This is a genomic window from Asticcacaulis sp. AC466, from assembly GCF_000495815.1.
Classification (GTDB): domain Bacteria; phylum Pseudomonadota; class Alphaproteobacteria; order Caulobacterales; family Caulobacteraceae; genus Asticcacaulis.
The window spans coordinates 227153-251041 of sequence record NZ_AWGE01000005.1; the positions used below are offsets into that span (position 1 = coordinate 227153).

At 61.2% G+C, this 23889-nt stretch carries 18 protein-coding genes; 10 read left to right on the forward strand and 8 right to left on the reverse strand.

Annotation, left to right across the window (positions count from 1 at the left end):
* The first annotated feature begins 6 nt into the window (after positions 1–6).
* The 6 genes from AEAC466_RS44850 to AEAC466_RS28250 all read left to right on the forward strand — a co-directional run bounded on the left by AEAC466_RS44850 (position 7) and on the right by AEAC466_RS28250 (position 7946).
* The gene (locus tag AEAC466_RS44850; RefSeq protein WP_200863945.1) at positions 7–1089 is read left to right on the forward strand and encodes a D-Ala-D-Ala carboxypeptidase family metallohydrolase; all 1083 of its coding nucleotides are present in this window, start codon (positions 7–9) and stop codon (positions 1087–1089) included.
* Positions 1090–1164: 75 nt separating this feature from the next.
* Complete coding sequence (locus AEAC466_RS28230) at positions 1165–1563, forward strand: hypothetical protein (protein WP_023457128.1); 399 nt, start codon at positions 1165–1167, stop codon at positions 1561–1563.
* Between the two features lie 74 nt (positions 1564–1637).
* Positions 1638–2927 carry a TolC family protein gene (locus AEAC466_RS28235; RefSeq protein WP_023457129.1) on the forward strand — a complete coding sequence of 430 codons (1290 nt, stop codon included), beginning with the start codon at positions 1638–1640 and terminating at the stop codon, positions 2925–2927.
* Positions 2928–2929: 2 nt separating this feature from the next.
* Positions 2930–4072, forward strand: coding sequence for an efflux RND transporter periplasmic adaptor subunit (locus AEAC466_RS28240; RefSeq protein ID WP_023457130.1), 1143 nt, complete (start codon positions 2930–2932; stop codon positions 4070–4072).
* On the forward strand, positions 4072–7257 hold the full coding sequence (locus AEAC466_RS28245; protein ID WP_023457131.1) for an efflux RND transporter permease subunit: 3186 nt from the start codon (positions 4072–4074) through the stop codon (positions 7255–7257). The genes AEAC466_RS28240 and AEAC466_RS28245 overlap by 1 nt, the downstream gene beginning before the upstream one ends.
* 164 nt (positions 7258–7421) lie before the next feature.
* Positions 7422–7946 carry a chalcone isomerase family protein gene (locus AEAC466_RS28250; RefSeq protein ID WP_023457132.1) on the forward strand — a complete coding sequence of 175 codons (525 nt, stop codon included), beginning with the start codon at positions 7422–7424 and terminating at the stop codon, positions 7944–7946.
* Positions 7947–7953: 7 nt separating this feature from the next.
* Here the strand turns inward: AEAC466_RS28250 and asnB are convergent, their stop codons facing one another.
* Positions 7954–9726: an asparagine synthase (glutamine-hydrolyzing) gene (gene asnB / locus AEAC466_RS28255; protein WP_023457133.1), complete on the reverse strand. Its 1773-nt coding sequence runs from the start codon at positions 9724–9726 to the stop codon at positions 7954–7956.
* A gap of 180 nt (positions 9727–9906) precedes the next feature.
* Here asnB and AEAC466_RS28260 point away from each other — a divergent pair, with 180 nt between their 5' ends.
* Positions 9907–10677, forward strand: coding sequence for a glycosyltransferase family 2 protein (locus tag AEAC466_RS28260; protein ID WP_023457134.1), 771 nt, complete (start codon positions 9907–9909; stop codon positions 10675–10677).
* Here the strand turns inward: AEAC466_RS28260 and AEAC466_RS28265 are convergent.
* Entirely contained in the window at positions 10661–11707 is a 1047-nt protein-coding gene (locus AEAC466_RS28265) for a glycosyltransferase (RefSeq protein WP_081714548.1), read from the reverse strand. The genes AEAC466_RS28260 and AEAC466_RS28265 overlap by 17 nt on opposite strands.
* 187 nt (positions 11708–11894) lie before the next feature.
* Between AEAC466_RS28265 and AEAC466_RS28270 the strand changes: the two genes are divergently transcribed.
* From AEAC466_RS28270 to AEAC466_RS28280, 3 genes are all read left to right on the forward strand, one after another.
* Positions 11895–12419 (forward strand): RNA polymerase sigma factor, encoded by a 525-nt coding sequence (locus tag AEAC466_RS28270; RefSeq protein ID WP_155913513.1) that lies wholly within the window; start codon positions 11895–11897, stop codon positions 12417–12419.
* Between the two features lie 112 nt (positions 12420–12531).
* Complete coding sequence (locus AEAC466_RS28275; RefSeq protein ID WP_023457137.1) at positions 12532–13542, forward strand: FecR family protein; 1011 nt, start codon at positions 12532–12534, stop codon at positions 13540–13542.
* A complete protein-coding gene (locus AEAC466_RS28280; RefSeq protein WP_155913515.1) occupies positions 13463–15877 on the forward strand; it encodes a TonB-dependent receptor in 2415 nt (804 codons plus the stop codon). Before AEAC466_RS28275 ends, AEAC466_RS28280 begins: the two co-directional genes overlap by 80 nt.
* On the opposite strand, the gene AEAC466_RS28285 is transcribed toward AEAC466_RS28280, so the two are convergent.
* The 6 genes from AEAC466_RS28285 to AEAC466_RS28310 form a co-directional block, all read right to left on the reverse strand.
* Positions 15874–16206 (reverse strand): DUF4031 domain-containing protein, encoded by a 333-nt coding sequence (locus AEAC466_RS28285; RefSeq protein ID WP_035429343.1) that lies wholly within the window; start codon positions 16204–16206, stop codon positions 15874–15876. The genes AEAC466_RS28280 and AEAC466_RS28285 overlap by 4 nt on opposite strands.
* Before the next feature lie 76 nt (positions 16207–16282).
* Positions 16283–17260, reverse strand: a complete 978-nt coding sequence (locus tag AEAC466_RS28290; RefSeq protein WP_023457140.1) for an alpha/beta hydrolase fold domain-containing protein — start codon at positions 17258–17260, stop codon at positions 16283–16285.
* Between the two features lie 107 nt (positions 17261–17367).
* Positions 17368–17814, reverse strand: a complete 447-nt coding sequence (locus AEAC466_RS28295) for a hypothetical protein (RefSeq protein ID WP_023457141.1) — start codon at positions 17812–17814, stop codon at positions 17368–17370.
* Positions 17811–21116, reverse strand: a complete 3306-nt coding sequence (locus AEAC466_RS28300; protein WP_023457142.1) for an amidohydrolase family protein — start codon at positions 21114–21116, stop codon at positions 17811–17813. Before AEAC466_RS28300 ends, AEAC466_RS28295 begins: the two co-directional genes overlap by 4 nt.
* A complete protein-coding gene (locus tag AEAC466_RS28305) occupies positions 21113–22369 on the reverse strand; it encodes an amidohydrolase family protein (protein WP_023457143.1) in 1257 nt (418 codons plus the stop codon). The genes AEAC466_RS28300 and AEAC466_RS28305 overlap by 4 nt, the downstream gene beginning before the upstream one ends.
* Positions 22366–23847 carry an amidohydrolase gene (locus AEAC466_RS28310; RefSeq protein ID WP_023457144.1) on the reverse strand — a complete coding sequence of 494 codons (1482 nt, stop codon included), beginning with the start codon at positions 23845–23847 and terminating at the stop codon, positions 22366–22368. Before AEAC466_RS28310 ends, AEAC466_RS28305 begins: the two co-directional genes overlap by 4 nt.
* Positions 23848–23889 lie beyond the last annotated feature (42 nt).

Here is a 23889-nt window from a genome sequence, read left to right on the forward strand (position 1 = left end):
GCGGTCGTGGCAATCATTACTCCAGAGCGACTAAAGACCTTGGCGCCCACCATCCGGGACGACCGTGCCATGGCCTATGCGCCCGCGCTTGAAGCCGCCCTGCCGTTGGGTGATATTACGACCCGCCTGCGGCTGGTTCATTTTATGGCGCAGATGGGGCATGAAAGCGGTGGGTTTAAAGCGCTGGTTGAAAACCTGAACTACAGCGCCCAAGGCCTGCTGACGGTCTTCCGCAGCCGTGTCCAGACGCTGGATAAGGCCAAGGAACTGGTGGCTGCGGGTAAGGAAGCGATCGCCAATTTCGTCTATGGCGACCGGCCGAGCCTTGGGAACGTCAATCCGGGCGACGGTTATAAATATATTGGCCGGGGCTTTATGATGATTACCGGGCGGGCCAACTACGAACGCTATGCCGCCATGATTGGCCAGCCCCTGATAGAACAGCCCGAATTGCTGGAAAACCCGGTTTACGCCGCCCAGGCTGCTGCGGCCTTCTGGAAGGTCAACAACATCAACGCCAAGGCCGATCTCGACGATATCGAAGGGGTGACGCGACTGGTCAATGGTGGCACCATCGGCCTAGCGGACCGTCAAGCGTGGCTTGATCGCGCCAAGGCGACCTTCCCGCCGTTACCGCCGGCGCCCGCAGCGACCGCTGCGGATGGCTTCAGCCAGTATTTCACCCTGGACGAACTGACCCATACCGATAACCGGACCATCGACAATACGCCGCCAGCCAATATTGTCGCCGCGCTCAAACAGACAGCCGCCCAGATGGATCGTGTGCGCCTATGTCTGGGCAAGCCGATACGGGTCAATAGCGGTTATCGGTCGCCGGCGCTGAACAAGGCGATCGGCGGGTCGCCAAACAGCGCGCACTGCCTCGGCTATGCGGTGGATTTCGTGTCATCGGCCTTCGGCACGCCGCGCGACATCTGCAAGAAAATCATCGCCAGCGATATCCAGTACGATCAACTGATATATGAGGGGAGCTGGGTCCACATCTCGTTCGATCCGCGCCTGCGTATGCAGACCCTGACGGCGGCGTTCACGTCGACCGGCACGGTCTATTCAGACGGCATAACCTGACGCGGGCGTTGAGGGATTGGAATACGGCGCAAGTCGGTGTTTGTTTTTGTCGAACGAAACCGATATAAGATGCCTATGACTCTGATGGCGATGCTTTTCGAACGGCTGGCGGCGGGGGGGCGTGTATTGCTCTGTACGCTTCTTGTCGTCGGTGTATTGAGCAGCCAGTCAGCCGGATTTTGCGTCCACGAACTGCAAGGCCAGGACGGCGCGGCCTATAGTCATGATGACACGGCGCGGGTCGATAATGGCCGTGATGGCGGCGGTCTTCTGGATATTTATCACGTCCTGCACAATTGCGCCTGCCATACCCACAGTTCCGCGACGGCATCGCCGGACGGTGGACCGGCCGCGACGCCCCTCTTGACGTTGACGGCCACGCGCTTTGCCTTGATCGACGCCCGGCGACGCGACGACCCCGGCGCATCGCCCGACCAGCCCCCAAAACCGTTCATAGACATCCGTACCGTTTAACGGCCCGGCGTCCGTGATGCGTGAGCACATGGTCTGCCTGGCCATGTCTATCCTCATGTCATTTTGGACGGCTCATGCCCCATTTACATATACGATCTTCCGCGCCCGCTATATCGGCGCTCATAGCGGCGCTGTGTCTTGGCGCCGTACCCGCATTCGCACAGCCCGTCTCCACCCAGGACGAAAACCTGGCACCGCCCTTCGCCGGCGTGCTGGCCCGGGCGCAAACCCAGGCCCCGCGATTGGCCGAAGCCCGCGCCCGTGTCGATCAGGCGCGCGGCCTCGCGACGCAATCGCGTGCCTGGTCCAATCCCACCGTGTCCCTTGAAAGCGAAAATTTCGGTGGCCGCGCACCGTTCAACGGTTTTGGCGCTGCGGAAACAACGCTTAGCGTCGAACAACCGCTTGAACTGGGCGGCAAGCGTCAGGCGCGCATCGCGGCCGGCGACGCCGCCCTGCAATCCAGCACGGTGCGTGCGACACAAACGCGTGGTGACTTCACCTTCGATCTCGCCCGTGCCTATGTCGATGCCGAAGCGGCGGACCGACGCCTGCGGCTGGCCGAGGAGGCGTTGAGCCTGGCTCTGGACGATGAACGCGTCGCCCGGGCGCTGGTTGACGCCGGCAAGGAAGCCGATCTGCGCCGCCTTCAGGCGCAAAGCGGCGTACAGGCCGCCCGCGCCGGGCTTGATGAGGCGCGCGCCGCCCGGATCACCGCCTTGACCACTCTAAGCGCCATAGTCGGCGAAGAAATACCCTATACCGCCATACCTGCCGACCTGCTCCCCCATGCCGATCTGGGGGAGGCGGTCATAGCGCCGGATCCTCTGCAAAGCCCGGCCTATCTGAGTGCCGAGGCGGAGCGGGAAACACTATCAAAGCAGGTGCGTGTTGAACGCACCCGTGCCGCGCCAGATGTCGCGCTGTCCCTGGGCGTGCGCCGGTTGAATGGCGATGATCGCACGGCCTTTATTGGTGGCGTATCGCTGTCCTTGCCGTTATTCGACAAAAGCCGCGGCAACATTTCAGCGGCAGAGGCCGATTTAACGGCCTCACAGGCGCGTTTGACGGCCGCGCGCCGCGATGCTGAGGCGCAGTCCATAGCCGCCGTATATCAGGCGCGGGCGGCATCAAGCCGTTTGCTGGCGGCGCGCGACACAGAACGGACCGCCGAGGAAACCTACAGACTGACCCGGTTGGGCTACGAAGGTGGAAAACTGCCCTTGTCCGAACTGGTCAGCGCCCGTCGCGACCTGATCGAAGCCCGACGTCAGAGTCTGGACGCCCGTATTGACCGCCTGATGGCCGAAGCCCTCATCGCCCGCCTGACCGGTGCAGTGCCTTTCGCTGATCACGGAGAATAATTATGAACCGCACTATACTTTATGTCTCCGCCGCTGTTCTGGCCGCTGGCGGTCTGGGTTATGGCGTCGCCAAGTGGACGGCGCCCAAATCTGCCGTGTCACCGGTGGTCCAGCCGGACGACGATCACGCCCCCGAAACGATAGCCCTGAGCGATGCCGATGCCCAAAAGGCAGGCATTGGTCTGGAAACCGTTCAGCCCGGCGGCCTGGCCGGTGAAATTCTGGCCCAAGGCACCATAACCGCTGGTCCGCAAGGAGAGGCCGTCCTCACGGCACGTGCCGGCGGTACGGTGACGCGCCTGTACAAACGTCTGGGGGATCCGGTTAAGGCCGGAGAGACGGTTGCACTGGTCGAGAGCCGGGAAGCGGCGCAGATTCTGGCCGACCGTCAGTCGGCCGAGGCGCGGGCTGATCTGGCACGAAAGACCGTTCAACGCGAACGCCGTCTGTTCGACCAGGGCATTTCTCCCCGCGTCGATTACGAACGGGCGGAAACCGAAGCGGCTGCCGCGGAAGCCGAGGCCCGGCGATCGCGCACGGTCGCCACCAATACCCAGGTCAGTGGGGACGGGCGCAGCGTTATCGTCACCAGTCCCATTGCGGGTCGCATCAGCGCCTCGGCGGCGAGTCTGGGGGCCTTCGTCACTCCGGAAAACGAAGTGTTCCGCGTGACCAATTCGGACCGTCTCCAGGCCGAGGTGGCGGTCGCGGCCGTCGATAGCGGTCGTGTGAAGGCCGGAGATCGCGCCACACTACTGGCTGGCGACGGACGCACGATTGAGGGACGTGTCCGCTCGATTACGCCTGCTCTGGACGGGGAAACCCGCTCAGCGACGGCGATACTCGACTTAGCGGGTAATGGCTTGCAACCCGGGCAGTCCGTCCGCGTCAGACTGTTCCCGCAAGCCACATCGTCATCCACCGTCATCGTCGTGGCGGATCAGGCGGTGCAGACCTTGGCGGGCAAGGCGGTCGTGTTTGTCAAAACGCCGTCGGGCTTTACGCCCGCACCTGTCACCTTGGGACAACGCAGCGCCGGACGGGTTGAAATCGTCTCGGGGCTCAAGGCCGGCGAGGTCGTGGCCGTCCACAATGCTTTCCTTCTCAAGGCCGAAATGGCCAAGAGCGAACACGGAGAGCATTGATGATCGCCCATCTTATTACGCAATCGATCCGGCTGCGCTGGATCGTCGTCACACTGGTTGTGCTCATTTCGGCCGTCGGGCTGTGGCAATTGACGCGTCTGCCCATCGATGCCGTGCCGGACATCACCAACAATCAGGTGCAAATCAACACCGTTGATCCGGGCCTGTCGCCGCTGGAAATGGAAAAGCGCGTCACCTTCCCGCTCGAAACGGCCCTGTCGGGAATACCTGGGCTGGAGACGACGAGGTCATTGTCACGCAATGGCTTTTCACAAGTCACCGCGATCTTTTCCGAAAAGACGGACCTTTATTTCGCGCGCCAGCAGGTCAATGAACGCATCGCCCAGACCCGCGACGCCCTGCCGGAAGGCGTGCGGCCGCAGATCGGTCCCGTTACCACAGGACTGGGCGAAGTCTATATGTATGCGGTTGACTATGGTCCAAAACGGCCGGTCACATCGGGCCAGCCCGGCTGGCAATCTGACGGCAGCTACCTGACGCCGGACGGTGAACGGTTGGATACCGACGTCGCCCGAGCCGCTTATCTGCGCACTGTGCAGGACTGGATGATCAAACCGCAACTGCTGCCGGTCAAAGGTGTCGCTGGCGTCGATTCCATCGGCGGCTACCAGAAACAGTATGTCGTCGAGCCCGATCCCGCGCGCATGGCCGCTTATGGCGTTTCCTACGCCGAACTGGCGCAGGCGCTGGAAAAAGCCAATCTGTCGGCAGGCGCCAACTACCTCAACCGGGGCGGCGAAGCCTTTCTGATACGCGCGGATGCACGCATACGCGGTATCGGAGAGATCGGCGAAACCGTGGTCGCCACACGGGGCGGGATCGGCGTTTCGGTCCGTGATCTGGCCCAGGTCCGTGTCGGCGGCGACCTGCGCACCGGTGCGGCCAGCCTGAACGGCCATGAGGTCGTCATCGGCACGGCCCTCATGCTCATAGGCGAAAACAGCCGCACGGTCGCCAAGGCCGCCGGCGCGCGGCTGGAGGGGATACGTAAATCCCTGCCGCCTGGCATTGTCGTGACCCCGTTGCTGGATCGTTCGCAACTGGTCAATGCCACGGTCGCGACCGTGGAACGCAACCTTGCCGAGGGCGCACTTTTGGTTGCCGCGACGCTGTTTCTGCTTTTGGGTAATGTCCGCGCGGCCATCATTGCCGTCCTGGTCATTCCCGTTTCCTTCCTCATGATGGCGATCGGCATGAATGGTCTGAAGGTGCCGGGAAATCTGATGAGCCTGGGTGCGCTCGACTTCGGCCTTGTTGTCGATGGCAGCGTCATCATCATCGAGAACAGTCTTCGGCGGCTGGGCCATCGTCAACAGGCCGAAGGGCGGCTTCTGACCCTGTCGGAACGTTTGGCTGAAACCGGACTGGCGGCACGGGAAATGATCAAGCCAACCGTATTCGGTCAGGCGATCATCTTCCTGGTCTTCGTGCCTTTGTTCACCTTCAGCGGCGTCGAAGGCAAGACATTCGCACCCATGGCAACGACGCTTATGCTAGCGCTGGCGGCAGCCTTCGTGCTGTCCTTGACCTTCGTACCCGCCATGGTCGCGCTCCTGGTCCGGGGGAAGGTGGTGGAAAAGGAGGTCTGGCTCATAGCGCGAATTCGCACCGCCTATGAACCGCTGCTCCACCGACTGGTGGCGCGGCCGTGGCCGTTCATTGCCGCTGGTGTGGGTATTGTCGCCGTGTCCGGATTGGTATTCAGCCTGCTCGGGCAGGAGTTCATCCCGCAACTCGACGAAAAAAACCTGGCCATGGCCTCATCACGGGTTCCGTCGGTATCGCTTGAACAGTCCCTGATCATGCAGAAGGGGGTCGAAAAGGCGGTGTCCGCCTTGCCGGAAGTCGCCTTCATGTACTCTAAGACCGGCACCGCCGAGGTGGCGACCGACCCAATGCCGCCCAGCATTTCGGATGGCTTTATCATCTTGAAGGACAAGGCGGACTGGCCGAAGGATGTAACGAAGAAAGCCGATGTCGTTGGACGTGTAGAAGCCGCGTCCGCCAAGGAACTGGGTCAGGCCTACGAGCTCAGCCAGCCTATCGAACTCAGGTTCAACGAACTAATCGCCGGCGTGCGCGGGGATGTCGCGATCAAGCTTTACGGCGACGATCTCAATAAGCTCGGCGCGACGGCGGCGCGAATGGTCAGCGTTTTGCAGGCCATCCCCGGGGCGGCCGACGTCAAGGCCGAACAGACCGATGGCTCCCCCACGCTCGATATCCAGTTCGACCGCCTGGCCATCGCGCGTTACGGCCTGACCGTCGAAGAGGTGGCCGATACAGTCGCCGTCGCTATGGGCGGGCGGGAAGCGGGTCTGGTGTTCGATGGTGATCGGCGTTTCCCGATCATGGTCCGTACCGCAGCCGGCGCGCGCGAAGACCTGGATGCCCTCGGCGCCTTGCCCGTCATGTTGCCCGAGGAGGGTGGGCACACCCGCCGGTCCGTCCCCCTGTCGCAGGTCGCCTCTTTCCAGTTCGGTGAGGGGCTGAACCAGATCAGCCGGGAAAACGGCAGCCGCCGCGTGGTCATCCAAGCCAATGTGCGGGGCCGCGACGTCGGTTCCTTCGTTCGCGAAGCCTTGCCGAAAATAGACGCCGTACCCTTGCCGGCGGGCGCGCATCTTCAATGGGGCGGTCAGTTTCAAAATTTAAAGGCGGCGTCCGACCGTTTGGCGATCGTCGTTCCCATCTGTTTCGCCGCTATTTTTGGCCTGCTTTATCTAGCGCTCGGTGGCTTTCGCCGGGCACTGGCGGTTTTCGCCGCCATTCCGTTGGGTGTGGCAGGGGGTGTCTTCACCCTGTGGATGACCGGCATCGCCTTTTCGGTGTCTGCGGCGGTAGGCTTCATCTGCCTGTCCGGTGTCGCCGTTCTGAACGGTCTGATCCTGATGACAAGCATCCGCGAGCGTCTGGATGCCGGCATGGCCGTATCCAAGGCGATTATCGAAGGCACCTTGATGCGGATTCGCCCGGTTATAATGACCGGGCTGGTCCCGGCCATCGGCTTCATTCCCATGGCCCTGGCGCACGGCACGGGGGCGGAGGTCCAAAAGCCGCTCGCCATTGTGGTGATAGGTGGCTTGGTCGGAGCGACCTGTCTGACCCTTCTGGTTCTGCCCGCGATCATGCAGGTTATCCTCAAAGCGGCCAAGATGAAGTGATCCATCGTCGAGACTGAAAAGGGGCACCGGCTATGGTTAATTCCTCATAGCCGGTGCTCCCGATCATGCGACAATGACCGGCGTGCGGTGTCTTAGATGAGACTCCCGCAGACAGCCAAGCGGGACAGCACTTTTTACCAGCTCGCGATCCGGGGAGACTGATCATGCTGCGCCGACATATTCTGCTTTCCAGCCTTGCCATCACCCTGATTCCCCGTCTCGCCAAGGCTGAGCCGCAAGATTTGCCGCGGCTGGTGCCCAATATTGGCAAGGTGGGAGCCGGCCGTTTGTCCGTGCTTATGGTACCGGTTCTGGACCTCACTCTTTACGGGCCAGGCGGCACATGGTCCGATGAGCGGCCGTTTGCCTTGCATGTTGAACACCTGCGCCATCTTGACAGCCAGGGGACATCGCGGCGCATAATTAGCGAAATACGCGCCCTGGGGGTTCACGACAAGGCGCGGCTCGCCGCCTGGCAACACCAGTTGATGGCGATCTTGCCTGACATAAAAACGGGCGATACCAGTACCTTGGTCCGCACGGCGAGCGGGGCTACGGCATTTTACCACCGGAACCGGTTCATCGGCCAGATCGCCGAACCGGCTTTCAGCGCCAGCTTCTTCGCCATCTGCTTAAGCCCGAAGACCACTCAACCCGCCTTGCGCCGCAGCCTGTTGGGTGAGGTATAGCCGGAGATCAGGCGGCCCGGCGTCCGAGGTCTAGTACGTCATCGACCCGGCCTTCGGCATCAAGCCCCAAGACATGGCGCGTATGCCAAAGCGCATAGAACAAGAGGCTCCAGGCGGCCTGCGGGTGCCGCGCAGGATCCTCATAGACACGTTCGATCGTTGGCTGGAGCGAGAGTTCGCGCATGGCCGGATGCGCCAGCAGAAGCGGTTTTATGCGGTGCTTGTAAGGTTCGATCCATTGCCCGACGGGTGGCACGAACCCCTGCTTTTTCGACCAGGCGTCGACGCCGGGCGTGTTACGCGATACCCAGTCGCGCAAAAGCCATTTGCCGAGCCCATTGCGGACCTTGAAGGCCTCCGGCAGGTCGTAGGCGAACGGCGACAGGACGGGGTCCAGGAAGGGCGTGCGTCCTTCAACGCCATGGGCCATCAGGCAGCGATCCAACTTTAGCAAGAGATTATTCGGCAGCCATTCGGCGCAATCTATCGCCTGGAGCGTCTGCATGGCGGAAATCCGGGGGAGGGACTCCAGTTGCTCCGTCCGTGCCAGTCCTTCTCGCCATGCCTGCAAGGCTGAGGCGGGAAGCAGAGAAGAGAAGACGCCTCGCGTGCGGGTCTTCTGACGCCAGAGACCGAAGAACCAGGCGGCGCGCCGATATCGCTTGTAGCCACCGAACAGCTCATCGGCGCCTTCGCCGCTCAGCACGACCTTGAGGCCGCGGGCTTTGGCGGCTTCGGCCAGCATGAATAACGGCAGGGCCGAGCTGTCGGCCGACGGATCGTCCAGGGCGGCGGCCAGCTTCGGGGCGCAGCGGAAAAAGTCTGGCGCCGTGATATTTACAAGCTGGTGATCGGCGTTCGCAGCGCGTGCGACGGCTTTTGCCTTGCCGCTTTCATCCTTGGCGGCGCCCGGAAAGGCCGCGGTGAGCGCGACAACCGGCTGTGTCGAACGCTCGGACATGAGGGTTAGCAGAGCAGACGAATCGATGCCGCCAGACAGGAACAGGCCGGTCGGCGCGTCCGAGCGCAAATGGGCTTCGACACTATCGCGCAAACGCCTGGCCAGTTCACGCGAAGCGGCTTCGTAGTTCGCGACAGGGGCGCGGGGGCGCACCGTATCATGGGGTCGTTGACGCGCGCTTTCGGCAATCTCAGCGTTTTTGACGACCAGGGTTTGCCCGGGCAGTACGCGTTTAATGTCGCTGAAAATGGTGTCTGCGCCGGTCGTGAACTGCAACTGAAGCATTTCAGCGCGCACGCGTGGCGTTACGGTGTTGTCTGCCAGTCCTGCGGCGATAAGGGCCTGTGCCTCGGAGGCAAAAGCGAAATAGGCCGGCGTGATGACATAATAGAGCTGTTTGATGCCATAGGGATCGCGGCTCAGAACCAGGCACTCGCCTGACGCATCGTAGATTGCCAGCCCATACATGCCGCGCAAATGGTGCGTGAACCTGAGGCCGTGTCGGCCATACATATGTAGTGGGGTTTCGCAATCGGAACCGGATTGAAAATCGATGTGCGTCAGGGTGTTACGCAGGTCGAGGTCATTATAGATCTCGCCATTGCCAACCAGAAGGCTGCCGTCCAGAGCGCGAAAGGGCTGCTGCCCGCCTTCAATGTCCACTATGGCCAGGCGGGTATTGACAAGGCCGACGGACCGCCTGATCTCGATACCCGTTTCGTCGGGCCCGCGATGGTTTAGGGCGTGGGCTAGTTTTGCAAGCACCGTCGGGTCGACGGCTTGGTTGTCCCGCATCATGATGCCTGCTATGCCGCACATAGATCTTCCCGCTTTCCGCAAAATCCCAAATGTGAGACCCCACGCGTGGGGCGAAGTCGTACCTCTCCAACCAAAAAAGTGCGCTTTTGTGAAAAAAAGTTCCGGTAGCTATGCGATCATGATGCGTTGGAGGTGTCATGACTAAATACTGGCAATTCGCCATATGCGACTGAGATGCCCATGACGAACCACACAAGTTTAAGTATTTGCATTATTTGCAAGAATGAAGCGGACCGTATTGTCGCCTGCCTGAATGCCGTCGCAGGACTGTCTGACGACGTGGTGGTGGTGGACAGTGGCTCGACGGACGACACGGTGCAAAAGGCGGAGGCCTGGGGGGGGCGCGTTTTTTTCAATCCGTGGTCCGGATACGGCCCGCAAAAACGCTTTAGCGAGGATCAGGCGCGTTATGACTGGATTTTGAATCTCGATGCCGATGAAGTAATCACTCCAAGCCTACGCGATGAAATCAGGGCGCTGATGCAGTCGGATCCCGCGCTTCCGGCCTATCGCGTCAAGATAATGACCATCTACCCAGGCAAGGAGCGGCCGCGGCTGTGGGCGGATTTTAACAACTATGTTCGCCTGTATGACCGGCGTCGCGTTAGGTTCGCCAATAGTCCCGTCCATGACACGGTAGATACCGGTCCCTATCCGGTAGGGCAACTCACCGGCCAGGTCCTGCATTTTTCAGCGCGGTCCTATGAACATATCCGGCAAAAACTGGCCGCCTACACGGACCTGCAATCGCGTACGCTTCACAAGCGGCGTTGGGTCATAGCTGTGCGGTTGCCTTTCGAATATATGTTTGTCTTCCTACGCTACTATCTGGCGCGACGCCATTTCACGGGTGGCTGGGATGGTATCGTCAGTTCTCACCTCGCCGCGGAGTCGCGATTTAGCCGTCTTATCAAGATGTGGCGGGTCGGGGGCGCTAGCCAGTTGTCTTGATGACGGTCTGCAGGGCTTGTACCAGGCGGGCGCGACCGGTGTCGAAACCATAGGTGTCCACGGCCTGCGTCTGCGCTGCGTCCGCCGTTCGCCGCATAGCGTGGGGTTCGGCGAGGGCCTGTCGCAGGGCGTCGGCTAAGGCTTTGGCGTTTTGTGGCTCGAACAGGCGGCCGAATCGGCCTTTGGCCAGAATCTGCTGCGGTCCCTCTAAATCGGCCGCCAAAACAGGTACGCCTGCCGCCATGGCCTCTATGACCACCAATCCGAACGGTTCGTAGCGAGACGGCACGACGAACAGGTCGAGTTCCTTCAGGAAATGGGCGGCCGGCGCCTGCCAGCCACAGAAGATCACCTGGGAATGCAGGTTGAGCTGGCGCGCCTGATTGGCGAGGGAAACCGCTTCCGGGCCATCCCCCGCGATACGCAGGTGAAACGCTACACCTGCGTCACGCAATTGGCTGGCGGCCTCCAGCAGAATATCGAATCCTTTCTGGTCATGCAGGCGACCCAGGGCGCCTATAACCGGAACAGTGCTGCGTGATGTCTTGACGGGGTAGACCTCAAGCGGCGCAAAATTGCCGACCTCGAGCGCCAACGTTTCCGGATAGGCGCTCCGGACATGCGACAACACGCTTTCGCTAACGCACAGGGCGGCGCGCACCTGCTTCAGATGTGGTTTTGAAAAGGCATTGTGCATCACTTGAACTGTTTTGTCGCGCAGGCCCATGTAAGGCGATGTGCACAGTCGTGCGGCCCTGTTGCCGTGGGCGAGAATAAGGTCTGGACAAAAACGGCGGCAATGCATCTTCAGTCGGACGGCGGCGAAGGGATCGAAATCGGTTCGTGCCGCCAGGGGTGAAAAGCCTTTGGCGGGCACCTCGCGCGCCAGGACGCCGCGCGGATGGCCGAGACTTAAGACCTCGATGCCTTCAGCCGAGAGGGCCTCGTGATAGTAGGCCGCCATCGATTCGACGCCGCCCCTGGCCTTGGCCAGCATTATGTTCAAAACGCGCATTGAATGGGGCGGCATATCACTTGTCTGGCTAAACAGTCCGTGGCGCGTATACGACGCTCAACATAATGACACCGCCAGCGATATAAACTCGCAAGCCCTTTATTCATAGTCTTTCCAGTGGATAGGTCATGCCTCAATTTGAACTTTTTTTGGCGGCACGGATATCGCCCCAATCACACCTATCCTAGCTAGTCCCCCGACCGTGCCAGACGCCTTGCTGCAAGCCTATCTGGAAAAGCGCGCGATGCTCGTGCGCTATTTTACGGCGCGTGCGCGTGACGCCGCGACGGCGGAAGATGTCGTGCAGGAAATCTATCTCAAGATTGCGGCTTTGGGCCCCCATTATAGCGTCGAAAATCCGACCGCCTTCCTGTTTACGACCGGCAGCCATATCTGGCTAAATCGGATACGGGGGCAGGGGCGCCAACGCAGTCGTGACGGTCAGTGGCTGTCCGCCAACCACATGGACCTGGCCGGCGAAATGATTGCCGACATCCCCTCTGCCGAAAACGAAGTCATGGCGCGTGAGCAGTTGGCGCTCATCACGGCGGCCCTACAAGAGCTTCCTGAAAAGACGCAGGAAATCTTCCGTCTTGGCAAGTTCGAGGGCATGACCCAGGCCCAGGTGGCCGCGCATCTTCATATCTCGAAAAGTTCGGTTGAAAAGCATCAATACACCGCGCTGCGGCATCTGTCAGATCGCCTCAAAGGGGCAGGCGGCCCGTGAGGTCAGACACCCAGACACAAAGAAAACAAGATTTGCGACTCTGACGCCCGTGTGGTGTCACCCTATCAAAGGACAAATGCACGAGATGCCGACTGGAAATCAGGATATAGCGATGATCGCGCAACAAGCCAGAGACTGGCTTGTGCGCGTCCACGCGCCTGATGTTACCGATGCGGACATTGAGGGGCTGACGGACTGGTTAAACCAATCAGAACAGCATCTTTCGGCATTCGACGAGGCGGAACGGGCGTGGTTCGAACAGTTCGGTCAAGAAGCTGCGCCTTGTGACCCGCCCATGGCCGGGAGCACCCCGCCTGAGCCGGCGACGGAAGATCCGCAGGTCGAACCGGTCGTCATCCCGTTTTATGCGCGCAAATCGCGGCGCCCTGCCGGCGCTCTATTGACCTGGGGTGTTACTGCGGGGATCGCTGCGGGCCTGGCGGCGGCGGTTGTTTCGTCGATGATCATGGTTCAGGCCGCCAAACCGGTAATCTACGAAACACGCAAGGCTGAAACGAAAGAGGTTGTCCTCGAAGACGGGACCCGGCTGCACTTGAATACCGATACGCACCTGTCTGTCCGCCTGACCCGAAACGCCCGCCAGATTCAGCTCGACAAGGGTGAATTGGCGGTGACAGTCGTTCACAACGCGTCAAGGCCGTTTTCTATCCAGATGGGTGAGCAGACAGTCAGCGATGTCGGAACCGAATTCAATGTCGCCCGCCTGGACGGCGTCATCCGGATCAATGTGCGGGAAGGCGAGGTGGCGGTGGCCCCCACCGGCCGGCCCGCTGACGTAAGGGCGGTCCTCAAATCGGGCGACGAAGCCGTGCAGGTAGAAGGTAGTCCGCAGGTCAGGGTTTTCAAGGCGGATCCTTCGGTGGCGTTTGCCTGGCAGCAAGGCCGCGTCATTTATCAGGACCAGACCTTGGCGTTTGTCATAAAGGATCTCAACCGTTATATGAGGACACCCCTTGTGACGGACGCCGCGACAGGGCAACTAAGGGTGACGGCGGTCATTGTTGTTGATTCGGAGGCTTCGGTTGTTAAACGGCTGGAAGAATTTCTTCCCGTGCAAGCCACCACGACGTCTACCGCTGTCTATCTGCATCGCCGTCCTTAGTCTTGCTGCGGGCGCGGCCATAGCGGCGGAAAGCCGCTATGCGGTCGATATACCCGCCCAGCCGATGGGCAACGCGCTTATTCAGTTCGCGGTGGCCACCAATATATCGGTTGGCGGAGTAAATCCCAAGTCCTGCGGCGTTCAGGCGCGAGCGCTTCATGGCGTCTATACGGTTGACGCCGGATTGAAGGCGCTTCTCAAGAATAGCGCGTGCGAAGCCGTACGGGTCGATACGGCCAGTTATCGGCTTCAGATCCGCCGTATCGCGCCGCGCGCCTTCTCTTCGTCCGTCGTTGATGTCTCGGCGCCCATGGAGGTCGTCGTCACGGCGAACCGGCGCCCGCAATTGCTTGGCCGGGCACCCACATCCGTCAGCGTGATTTCGGCAGGCAGGCTGGGGGCTAGCGATGGAAGCCTGACGGATGTGGCGGCAGGCGTGCCTGGCATGATGATGACCAATCTGGGGCCGGGACGGGACAAGATTTTGCTGCGCGGTGTATCGGATGGTGTATTTACCGGCCGTACGCAGTCAACGGTCGGTCTCTACCTGGACGATGCACCGATCACCTACAACGCCCCCGATCCTGATCTGCTGCTTCTAGATATGGCGCGTGTGGAGGTGCTCAAAGGGCCGCAGGGAGCGCTTTATGGCGAAGGGTCAATTTCCGGCGTCGTCCACCTGATCACCAACCTGCCTGACCTGTCGCGTGCGAACGGTAATCTGAGCGCCGGACTTGCTCTTACCGAAGGCGGAGAGTCGTCCTCGCGTATATCCGCCGTGGTCAACCTGCCCATCATTACGGACAAGGTGGGCTTGCGTCTTGTCGCCTACCGCGACCAGAGCGGCGGCTACCTCCACTATACGAATGACCCGGAATACAAGGGCAACGGTACGGTTCGCGACGGTGCGCGTGTCGCCATCTCCTGGAAAATTAATGATAACTGGAGCCTGACGGGCAATTTGGCGCGACAGGACATCGAAACCAAGGACAGCCAGTATATATACGGCGGGCAAAAGGACTACATTCGGGCGCCGGGCATAGCCGAGCCCCACGACAATGATTTCAGCGAAACGGCTGTGCGTCTCACCGGGGAAACCGCTGTAGGCGCTGTGAAGCTAACGCTCAATCATCTGCATCACGATATATCGAGCCGGTACGACGCCGATCCGTTGAGCGCCGTGGTTGCGGCACCCAATTCCGGACAGCTTGTCTACGACGAGATTCAGAATGTTGAATTGACCACGATGGAAGGCCTTGTGACCTCGCCGACCGAGCGGCCTCTGCGCTGGCTGGCAGGTGTTTTTGCCTCCGACGGGACCGAAAATTTCAACCCTCGCCTCATTGATTACAAGACGAGGGCCGCAATCTTTCAGGAAGACCGTAAGGATCACATCACCAACCTGGCGGCATTTGGCGAGCTCTCTTTTGACCTGTCGGCAAAATGGATATTAACCGCCGGTCTGCGACTGGCCCAGAGCGAACATACGGTTGTCAGTGACAGCCGTGAAACAGGTAATCCGCAAGACAGCCTTTCGTCGTTTCGTGGCCGAAAACATGACATGCACGTAGCGCACAAGCTGGTTTTGACCTACGTGCCAGACTCGAGAGTGCTGTTTTATCTCCAGGCCTCGAACGGATACCGCAGCGGTGGTTTCAACACGACGGCGCTTTTCGAAGGGCCGGCGCCTGTCGCGCGTTACGACGGCGATCGCCTGGATAGCTATGAACTGGGCGCCAAACTGACCTTGCTGGACCACAGGCTCAGGCTGACCGTCGACGGGTATGCCATAAGGTGGAATAAGCTTCAAAGCGATCAGTTGCAGGCCACAGGTCTGCCGGTGACGGTCAATATCGGCGACGGCCTTGTCCATGGCCTGGAGTTCGAAGCGGACTGGCGCCCGCTTGACGCCCTCGACTTTCATGCGGCCGCCTTGTTCGCCGCGCCGGAACTCAAACACGCAAACCCGTTATATAGCATCGATGATGATCGTGGCATGCCGTATATTCCTCGGCAGATCTATAGTATATCCGCGAACTGGCAAGCACAAGTTTATGCCCACCCGCTTGATATCATGACGACTTTTGCTTACCGGGGAGAGTCGCATTTGAATTTCGGGTCTTTGCAAACCGTCAGGATGGGTGGCTATGGCTTGATGGATCTAGACGCGGCCTATCACGTGGGGGCAATGACGTACGGGTTGCGCATCACCAACCTGACGGCGGCGCGCGGCAACAGTTTTGCGTACGGGAATCCCTTCAAGATAGCGGCTGGCAACCAGGTCACCCCGCTGCGGCCCCGCACCGCGTGGTTAACCGTCAGCCGCGATTTTTAGGGTTGTGGGGCGCGACGGCTTTGGCTGCGCCAGGCGCGGTACCAGTCGAGCGCCTCCTCGGGGAGGCCGCAACGCCCTTCGATGCGATGGCGTCGCCGCATCATGCCGCATTGACGGTAGGTGATCGCAATGGCGCCGGCCTCTATCGCTAGCGTGCGTTTGTGAAGGGGAATGTCGTAGTGATCGCCCTGATGCCATTCCCGTTTCATGCCTATAACCTGCGCCAGGGCATGGAGTTCGACCTCCGTATCGGCGATAAGATGAGACATCTGCATGCCGCGAAAATGGCCGATGGCGTGCCGATACATGTCATCGATGAATACGGCCATTTCGTGCATCTCCCATCTGCCGCGGTCTTTGGATGGAAGATGGGGCAGGGCGGGTCGAAAGCAAGAGGGCAGGAGGCTATCCCGCCGACAGCCGGCTGCGTATCCAGCTTGCCGCATCGTTGAACGCGGTCTCAGCAATCCGGGAGATTGACACAGCTTCGAGGAAGCTGTGCGAAGCCCCGGCGTAGACGATAGCGCGTGTCTCGACGCCAGCGGCTTGCAGGCGCGCGTCCAGAGCCATACTTTGTCCGGTCAGGACATCGCATTGGGGCACACACAGGAACACAGGCGGCAGATCGCGCAGATCAGCCAGCAGGGGCACCGCCCTGGGGTCGGACTGGTCTTCGGGCCGGGCGAGATATTGCGACCAGAAATAGGCCATTTCGTCCGCCGTCAGCATATAGTCAGGACCGCCAAAGTCGCGGACATTGTCTACCGAAAGATCGATTCCGAAGGCGCCGTAATTGAGGATCAGGCCGCTCAATACGCTCCCTTCGCCGGCATCGCGCAAGGCGATCGCCGTGCTGAGCGATAGATTCGCCCCGGCGGAATCGCCCCCGATCACAAGCCGTTCGGCATCGATGTTCATTTCGCCGGCGTGGGTTCGCAGGTGCTGAACGACCGCGATGATTTGTTCAAGGGCAACCGGAAAGCGGGCTTCCGGAGACAGGGCATAGTCGACGCCTACGACGCAGACGCCGGCGCGGCTTGCATATTCCCGCATGATACGGTCGTGGGTATCCAGACTGAACATGACCCAACCGCCGCCATGGATATAGATCAGGGCGGGTTTGACGGCGGTACCGTCGGGATCATATACCCGGATACGGACCCCGCCATGCGGCGTCGGTACTGTGTGTTCGGTTATGGCATGCATGACCGGGCCGCCGGCGATCCAGGGGGCCCGCACCTTTTCGGCGATGTGGCGCGCGTTGACCGTGGTGCGCTCAAGCCCGTTGCCGTGCGTGACATAGGCTTCGCCGGTGATGCGGATAAAGTCGCGCACACCTGGATCGAGGTCCGCGCCGGCTTGTGTCGAAGTGGGGTTAAGCACCGATGGCTATCCTGTAACGCATTTAGGTTGGGGTTTTAGCGGCAAGGCCCGGTGCCGGACTACGACACGCGGATCGAATAGTGTCTTGAACGGGCCAAAACATCCGTCTACTTCGCCGCCGTCGCCAGATAGGCCGCCGCCGTCGTCGGTCCTTTCGTCACCGTGTCGGTATGTTCGGTAATGTATTTTCGGATTTCAAAGAAGAAGTTGGATCCCGAAGGCAGCCCGAGTTCGTCCCAGGCCTTGTCGAGCGCGGCCGTCTTGTCTTCCGGCACATTGGCCGGTTGTATCAGCATGAAATCCCAATCCGCACCGTCGCTGTGGACATAGAGCTGGCGTGGGGGCAAACCGGCCATCTCGTTTGCTTTGTCGCATTTGGCGATGAATTCCAGAAACGCCTGATGTTGCCCAGGCGCGATGCGGTAAATTTCCACCTGGGTACGGGGCACTGGTGCGGGTGAGCTTACCGGGGCGGGCGCGGTGACGGACTTTGGTGCCGCCATAACCGAGGTGGCGGACATAAGCAGGCCTGCGGCGATCAGGATGGCTTTCATTTTGTGTCTCCCGTGGGTGGAATATCGTCGTTGAACCAGGGTGTGGCGGCCTTTTCGGCGTTCGGCCAGGTCTGACTAAGGTCAGCCGCATCGTATAGATGGCCGTTCTTCATCACCTGATTGATGTCCAGCGCATGAGTGATGTCGGTGCGCGGATCGGCGTTGAGGATAAGCAGATCGGCGAACTTGCCGGGCGTCAGGCTACCCAACTCTCCGCGCCGCCCGATGGTTTCCGCAGATCCCAAGGTGCCGGCGTGAAGCGCTTCTTCGGGTGTCATGCCGCCCATGACATGGGCCTCCAGTTCCCAGTGGAAGCCGAGGCCGGGCGTATTGCCATGGGCGCCAATCCCGATAAGCCCACCCGCGCGCTGGATCGCCGCCGAACCACTGGCAACGATGGGGAAGGCGTATTCGGATAGGGGCAACCATTGATCCAGCCGCGTGGTCATCTGTGCCAGGGCGAAATGCGGCGTGAAGTGGCGATACTTGCCGTCAGCGGCCGGGTTGTCCCGCGCGATGAAGTAGTTTTGCCCGGTCGCACCGCCATTGGTTATCTGAAGCGTCGAGGTATAGCTTGTCCCACTTCTCGCCATCAGCTGAATGACATCGTTGTAGACGGGCAGGGTGACCAGGGCATGTTCGTGTCCGGAATAGCCGTCCATGACCTGGGTCATATCCAGCTTGAACGACAGGGCTCCTTCGGTGGTCGGCTGGAGGCCCAGATCGATCGCCGCCATGTTTATCCATTGGCGGACCTTACGGTCGCCGGCACGATAGGATTTGATGTTGTGCAGGCCATAGGCGTCGCGATAGCGGCTTAGCACCTTGCGTGTCTCTGCCAGGGAGGCAAAGCGGTTGAAGGAAAAGATAGCCGTCCCGGTCGATGGCAGGCGCGGTCCGGTCATCAGGCCGGCATCGAGCATGTCCTTATATGCGATTTCATCTATGGTGAGGGTCGAAGGATCGAAACTGGTCGTGACGCCATAGGCCAGGCGTTCGCGCAATGCCCAGTCTTCTAGATCCAGAACCTCGCGCCGCACCGTACCGATATGGTCGTGGGTGTCGATGAAGCCCGGCATGATCGTCTTGCCGGTCACGTCACGGATGGTCGTTCCGGCGGGCACGTCGAAGCTGCCGCTCGGTCCGATCCGGGCGATCCGATTGCCGGCAATGAGAATGTCCGAATTGGGGATCGCGGGCGCATCCATGGGTAGGGCCAGCCCACCACGCAGCAGTATCTTACTTGAGGGTTCATCCCGTGGAACCGTTACGACCGCGGTCACAGCCGCCGGATGGCCTGGATCGGCGGACCAGTCGGGGGCCTCAGTGAAGGCGATATCCTTCAGGCGGCGGTGATATACGGTGCTGCCCAGGGCGTAAAAGACGGACTGGCCGTCGGCCGACCATTCGACGAAGTCTGCGCCGACGTCGGTGATGCGGCGATGTTTTACTCCCGGGTCGGACAGGTCTATGTGCTTGCGACCATCCGTTGGCACGGCGGCGATATGCAACTGCTGCCCGACAAGGGCCGCAACCCATTTGCCATCGGGGCTGAGGCGCACGACATCGACGGGGACGGGGCCGTCTTGAAAATACCAGCCGGGACCGGTGACCGACAAAATATCGGTTTGCGCGCCATTGGCCAGGTCGATGCGGGACACGCCCCCGCCGGTTTGCAGATAGGCGACGCCATCTTCGGACGTAAACGTCGGTCGCTGACCCATGGCCAAGCTGGCGATATCGTGACCGTCGCCGCCCGTCGCGGCGAAACTGACCAAGGTGGACGCCCTGAGGGTGCCATATTCCATATAAAGATGCAGCCGGTCGCGCTGCGGCGACCTCTGGGCAAGGATGTGCGCGCCGTCCGGCGTGAACACCGGATAGGTATAGTAGTCCGTCGTCGGGCTTATCTTCGTTGCGGCGCCTCCGGCGGCGGGAATGGTCCAGACGTCACCGCTCGCGCGCGCCGACCAGGTTACGAAGGTCAGCGTCTTACCGTCCGGCGACCAAGACGGCTGCCAGCCATCGGCCAGGGCGCATGGCTTGCCGCCGGACATCGGCATGACGTAGATCTTGCCGAGTGCTGAAAACGCGAGGCGCGACCCGTCGGGCGATACCATCGGTGCCTGGAGAATATGGGCACGAACAGGGCCGGTGTCTTCGGTAATAACCTGCCGGCTCAGGGCGCCCAGGGCTAGTTGTACGTGGGCACTGAAGGGAATGGGTGTGACCTTGCCATCGAGCGCGATCCGCTCGATCTTGCCGCCGACGGTGATAAAGATCGACTGGCTGTCCGGCGCAAACGCGTAGCGCGGCAGAAGGTCAAGCCAGCTATTGGCCTGGATTTGGTCATGGGTGACCGCAAACGCCAGCCATCGGTCCACACCGGTGCTCAGGTCGCGTAGGCGCAGGCCCGTCTGATTATCATACCGTGTTGCGTAGGCGAGGTATCGGCCGTCCGGTGAAATCACGGGACGGAAGGAGGCGCCCGGATTGCGCGCATGACCGGATCCCGCGGGCTCGGCGACCAGCGTCGTTTCCGCCCCCGTCGCAACCTCGCGCCTGACAATGGTCCATTCATCGCGCTGATCTGGATCGGTGCTGCCGACATGACGCGCCAGATAGAGATATTTGCCGTCCGGCGATGGCACCGCCCCCAGCGTACTGAGCCAGGCGTCACGGCTTTGATCGGCGCTTGCCTTGACCGGAATGATCAGCGTTTCCTTGCCATCCAGCCCATATTGCCACAGTTCATAGGCATTGTAGCTAGGCCGGTAGCGCTCCAGATATAGGCTTTGCCCGTCGTGGGACCACTCCGGCGACAGCAGGACAGTGTCGTCCTCGCCCAGGCTCACCTGACGGGCCGCGGTGCCGTCGGCCTTCATCACCCACAGATTGTCCGCGCCCGACGCATCGCTGATAAAGGCGATCATCTGGCCGTCTGGCGAATAGACCGGCTGCGACTCGAACGGCAGACCGGTGCGCAGGGGCTTGGCCGTCCCGCCCGAGGTGTCGAGTTGGTAGATATCGCCCAGAATGTCGAAGACCAGATGGCGGCCATCTGGGGCGACCGACAGCGACATCCATGTGCCTTCGTCGGTCGTGAAGGCAATTTGGCGGGCCGCTTTCATCGGCAGCGTCTGTCCCGGCGCCTGCCGGGGGCGAACCGTGTCGACCGCACCCTTGCCGTCGGCGATCCAGCCCACCGCATTGCCCATCGGTAAGGGCAGATCGTCGTCGTGGGCACGGGCGACTGGGGCCAGGCACAGCGTCATGAGGGCTAAAAGCGGCAAGGTCTTCATTTGGTGTAGACCTTCGGTAGTGGCGATGGTTTGGCATACCGGTCACGCAACAGGGTCTGGCGTGTTTCCAGCGAGGCTTCGCGGCCTTGGACGAAGACCTTCCAGGGATAGGTCGCCGGTTCCAGCGGGTCGCCATCCCAGATCACGATGTCGGCGTCCTGGGTGGCGCTTAGCGTGCCGTAGTGGTCATCTATGCCAAATATACGCGCAGGACCGGCTGTAATCGCCCGCAGGGCAGCTTCGTAGGGCAGGCCGTTGCCGACCGCCATGCCTGCCGCTTGCCGCATAGACTCGCCCGCATCATAGCTGAGATAGATGGTATTGCCTGAGGCATAGATCGCGATTTCCACACCGGCGCGGGCCAGGATCGCGGCATTGTCGAGGCGCGCCCCGATTTGATCGAAGCTGACGGGCAGGTTGTCCATGGGGTCCAGAATCACGGGAATACGCGCGGCGGCCAGTTCCGGCGCGCAGCGCCAAGCCTCGTCCCCGCCCATTATGGCGATGCGCAGATGGAAGTCCTTGGCCAGGGCGATCGCCTGACGAATATCGGATTCCCTCTGGGTGAGAATGACTAGCCGCTGCCCGTTTAACACCTTTTGCAAGGCTTCGGCATCGCCCCGGTTCAGGGGCTGATCCGGCTTGCCGGGACGATAGAGCCTCGCGTCGGTCAGCGCGTTGCGCAGCAATTGCCATTGGGCGCTGCGCGAACCGCCCGCCGCCGCCAATGAGGCGCTGCCGATCTGGACATAGAGCGCCGCTCCGGCGCGTTCCAGGATGTCATCGTTTTCCTTCAGGTGGATCACCGCGGCCTGGCCCATGAAGGGGGCCGTACCGGCCGAGCTCGGATAGCTGACCGCCCGCGTCAGGCCGTCGGCGCGCGCCACCGGCAACAGGACGCTATTGCGGTTGAGGGCGTACTGAATGTCGAACGAAGCGCCAAGGGAGGTATTGCTTACCGATTGGTCGTTGGTTTCCGATGCGGCACCCGTTTCGACCAGCCCTAGCTGGGTGGCGGCGTTCATCAGGCCGGGTGTGACGGTTCGGCCCTGCGCGTCGATAACGGCGAGCCCCGCCGGCACAGGACCGCCGGCCGTGAGCGAAACGATCCGTCCATCCTTTACCACGATGGTGGCGTCGGCGACCTTGCCCACGCCGGTCATTGGCCAGGCGTCGGCATGTTGGATGGCGAAGTCCTGTGCCGACGCGGTGACGGGTAGAAGGCACAGGCAGAATATGAACGCGCGTATCATTGGCCGGTCCCTCCGGCCTTGCGGCCTAACTGGAAGTCGCTTACGGGCTGGTGGGCGGGGTCGGCGCGATCATAGGCGACGGCCCCGTCGATGGTGACCAGATCGGCCTGGGCGTAGACGCTGAACGGATTGCCTGACCAGATGACGATGTCGGCATCGTAACCCGGCGCCAGGGTGCCGATGCGGTCCTGCAGGCCCAATACCCGGGCCGGATTGCTGGTGATCCAGGTAATCACATGCTCGGGCGGCTCTGCCAGCCCCATGTGGCGACCTGCCCCGGCCGCCTTGGCCGCTTCGATATTGAGGTGCTGGCCGATAACCGGCGAGTCCGAGTGTAGGGTAACGCAGACCCCGGCGGCATCCAGGATAGCGGCGTTTTCGCGGATGCCGTCATTGGCTTCCATCTTGAAGCCCCACCAGTCGGGCCAGACAACAGCGCAGGTTCCCGTTTTGCGAAACAGGTCCGGGTCCTTGTACCCTTCGACGGCATGGTGAAAGGCGGTAATCTTGAATTTGAACTCGGATGCCAGCGCCTGCATCTCGGCCATGTCATCGGCGCGGTAGCAGTGGATGTTGACGAGAAGGTCACCGTCCAGAACCGCCGCCAGGGTCTCCAGTTTTAGGTCGCGCGCAGGCGGCGGGCCCTTCGGATCGCGCTGATAGTGCCGCCAGCGCTGACGGTAGGCGTCGGCCTGGTAGAATATGTCGCGCAGATTGGACATTTCACCCTGGCGGCTGGTTGGCTTTTGGCCCTTGCCGCCAAAATAGCCTTTGGCGTTCTCACCGCAGGACATTTTTAGCCCCTGAGGCGCGCCGGGAAATTTCATCGCGGCGACGGTCGGGGCGGGAATGGTATGTAACGTTACCGCCCGTCCGCCGATCTGGGGTGTCGAACCGGGCAGGACCTGAAGCGTGGTCACGCCACCTTTGAGGGCATAGAGGAAGCTCGCATCCTGGCTGTTTATGGCGTGTTCGATCCAGGTATCGGCGGCGATCGGGCTGCTCATCTCAGAGACGTCCGACGATTCGTTGTCGATCGACGTCAAAGGCATCGAATAGGTGCCGTTGTGACTGTGCGGATCGACAATGCCAGGCGTGACCCAACGGTTGCGGGCGTCGATGACGCGAGCACTGCCGCCGTCAAGCCCGGATCCAACCGCGACAATCTTGCCGTCTCGTACCAGGACGTCCGCATCGTCGAAGCGATGCCCGGCGCCGTCCAGAACCGTGGCGTGAACAATTAGAAAGTCCTGCCGCGGCAAAGGTTTATATGTGCTGGGGTCGCGGTCCGTCATGAAGGAAACGGTAGGTGGCGGCCCATCGTCCGGGATGATGGGGGCCGTGTTTGCCGAGGGGGCAGGTTTGCGGCCCGGTGGGCCGTGGCGGCCGGCTGCTTGCGGCTGGGCGCCCGTCGACACGGGCAGCACCATACAGGCTGCGAGTAGGAGGCCGCACATCACGATTTGAAGGCTCTTCATTCGCCGGTCCTGCACTTGAAAGTGCCGGCGCCTCGGGGAGGA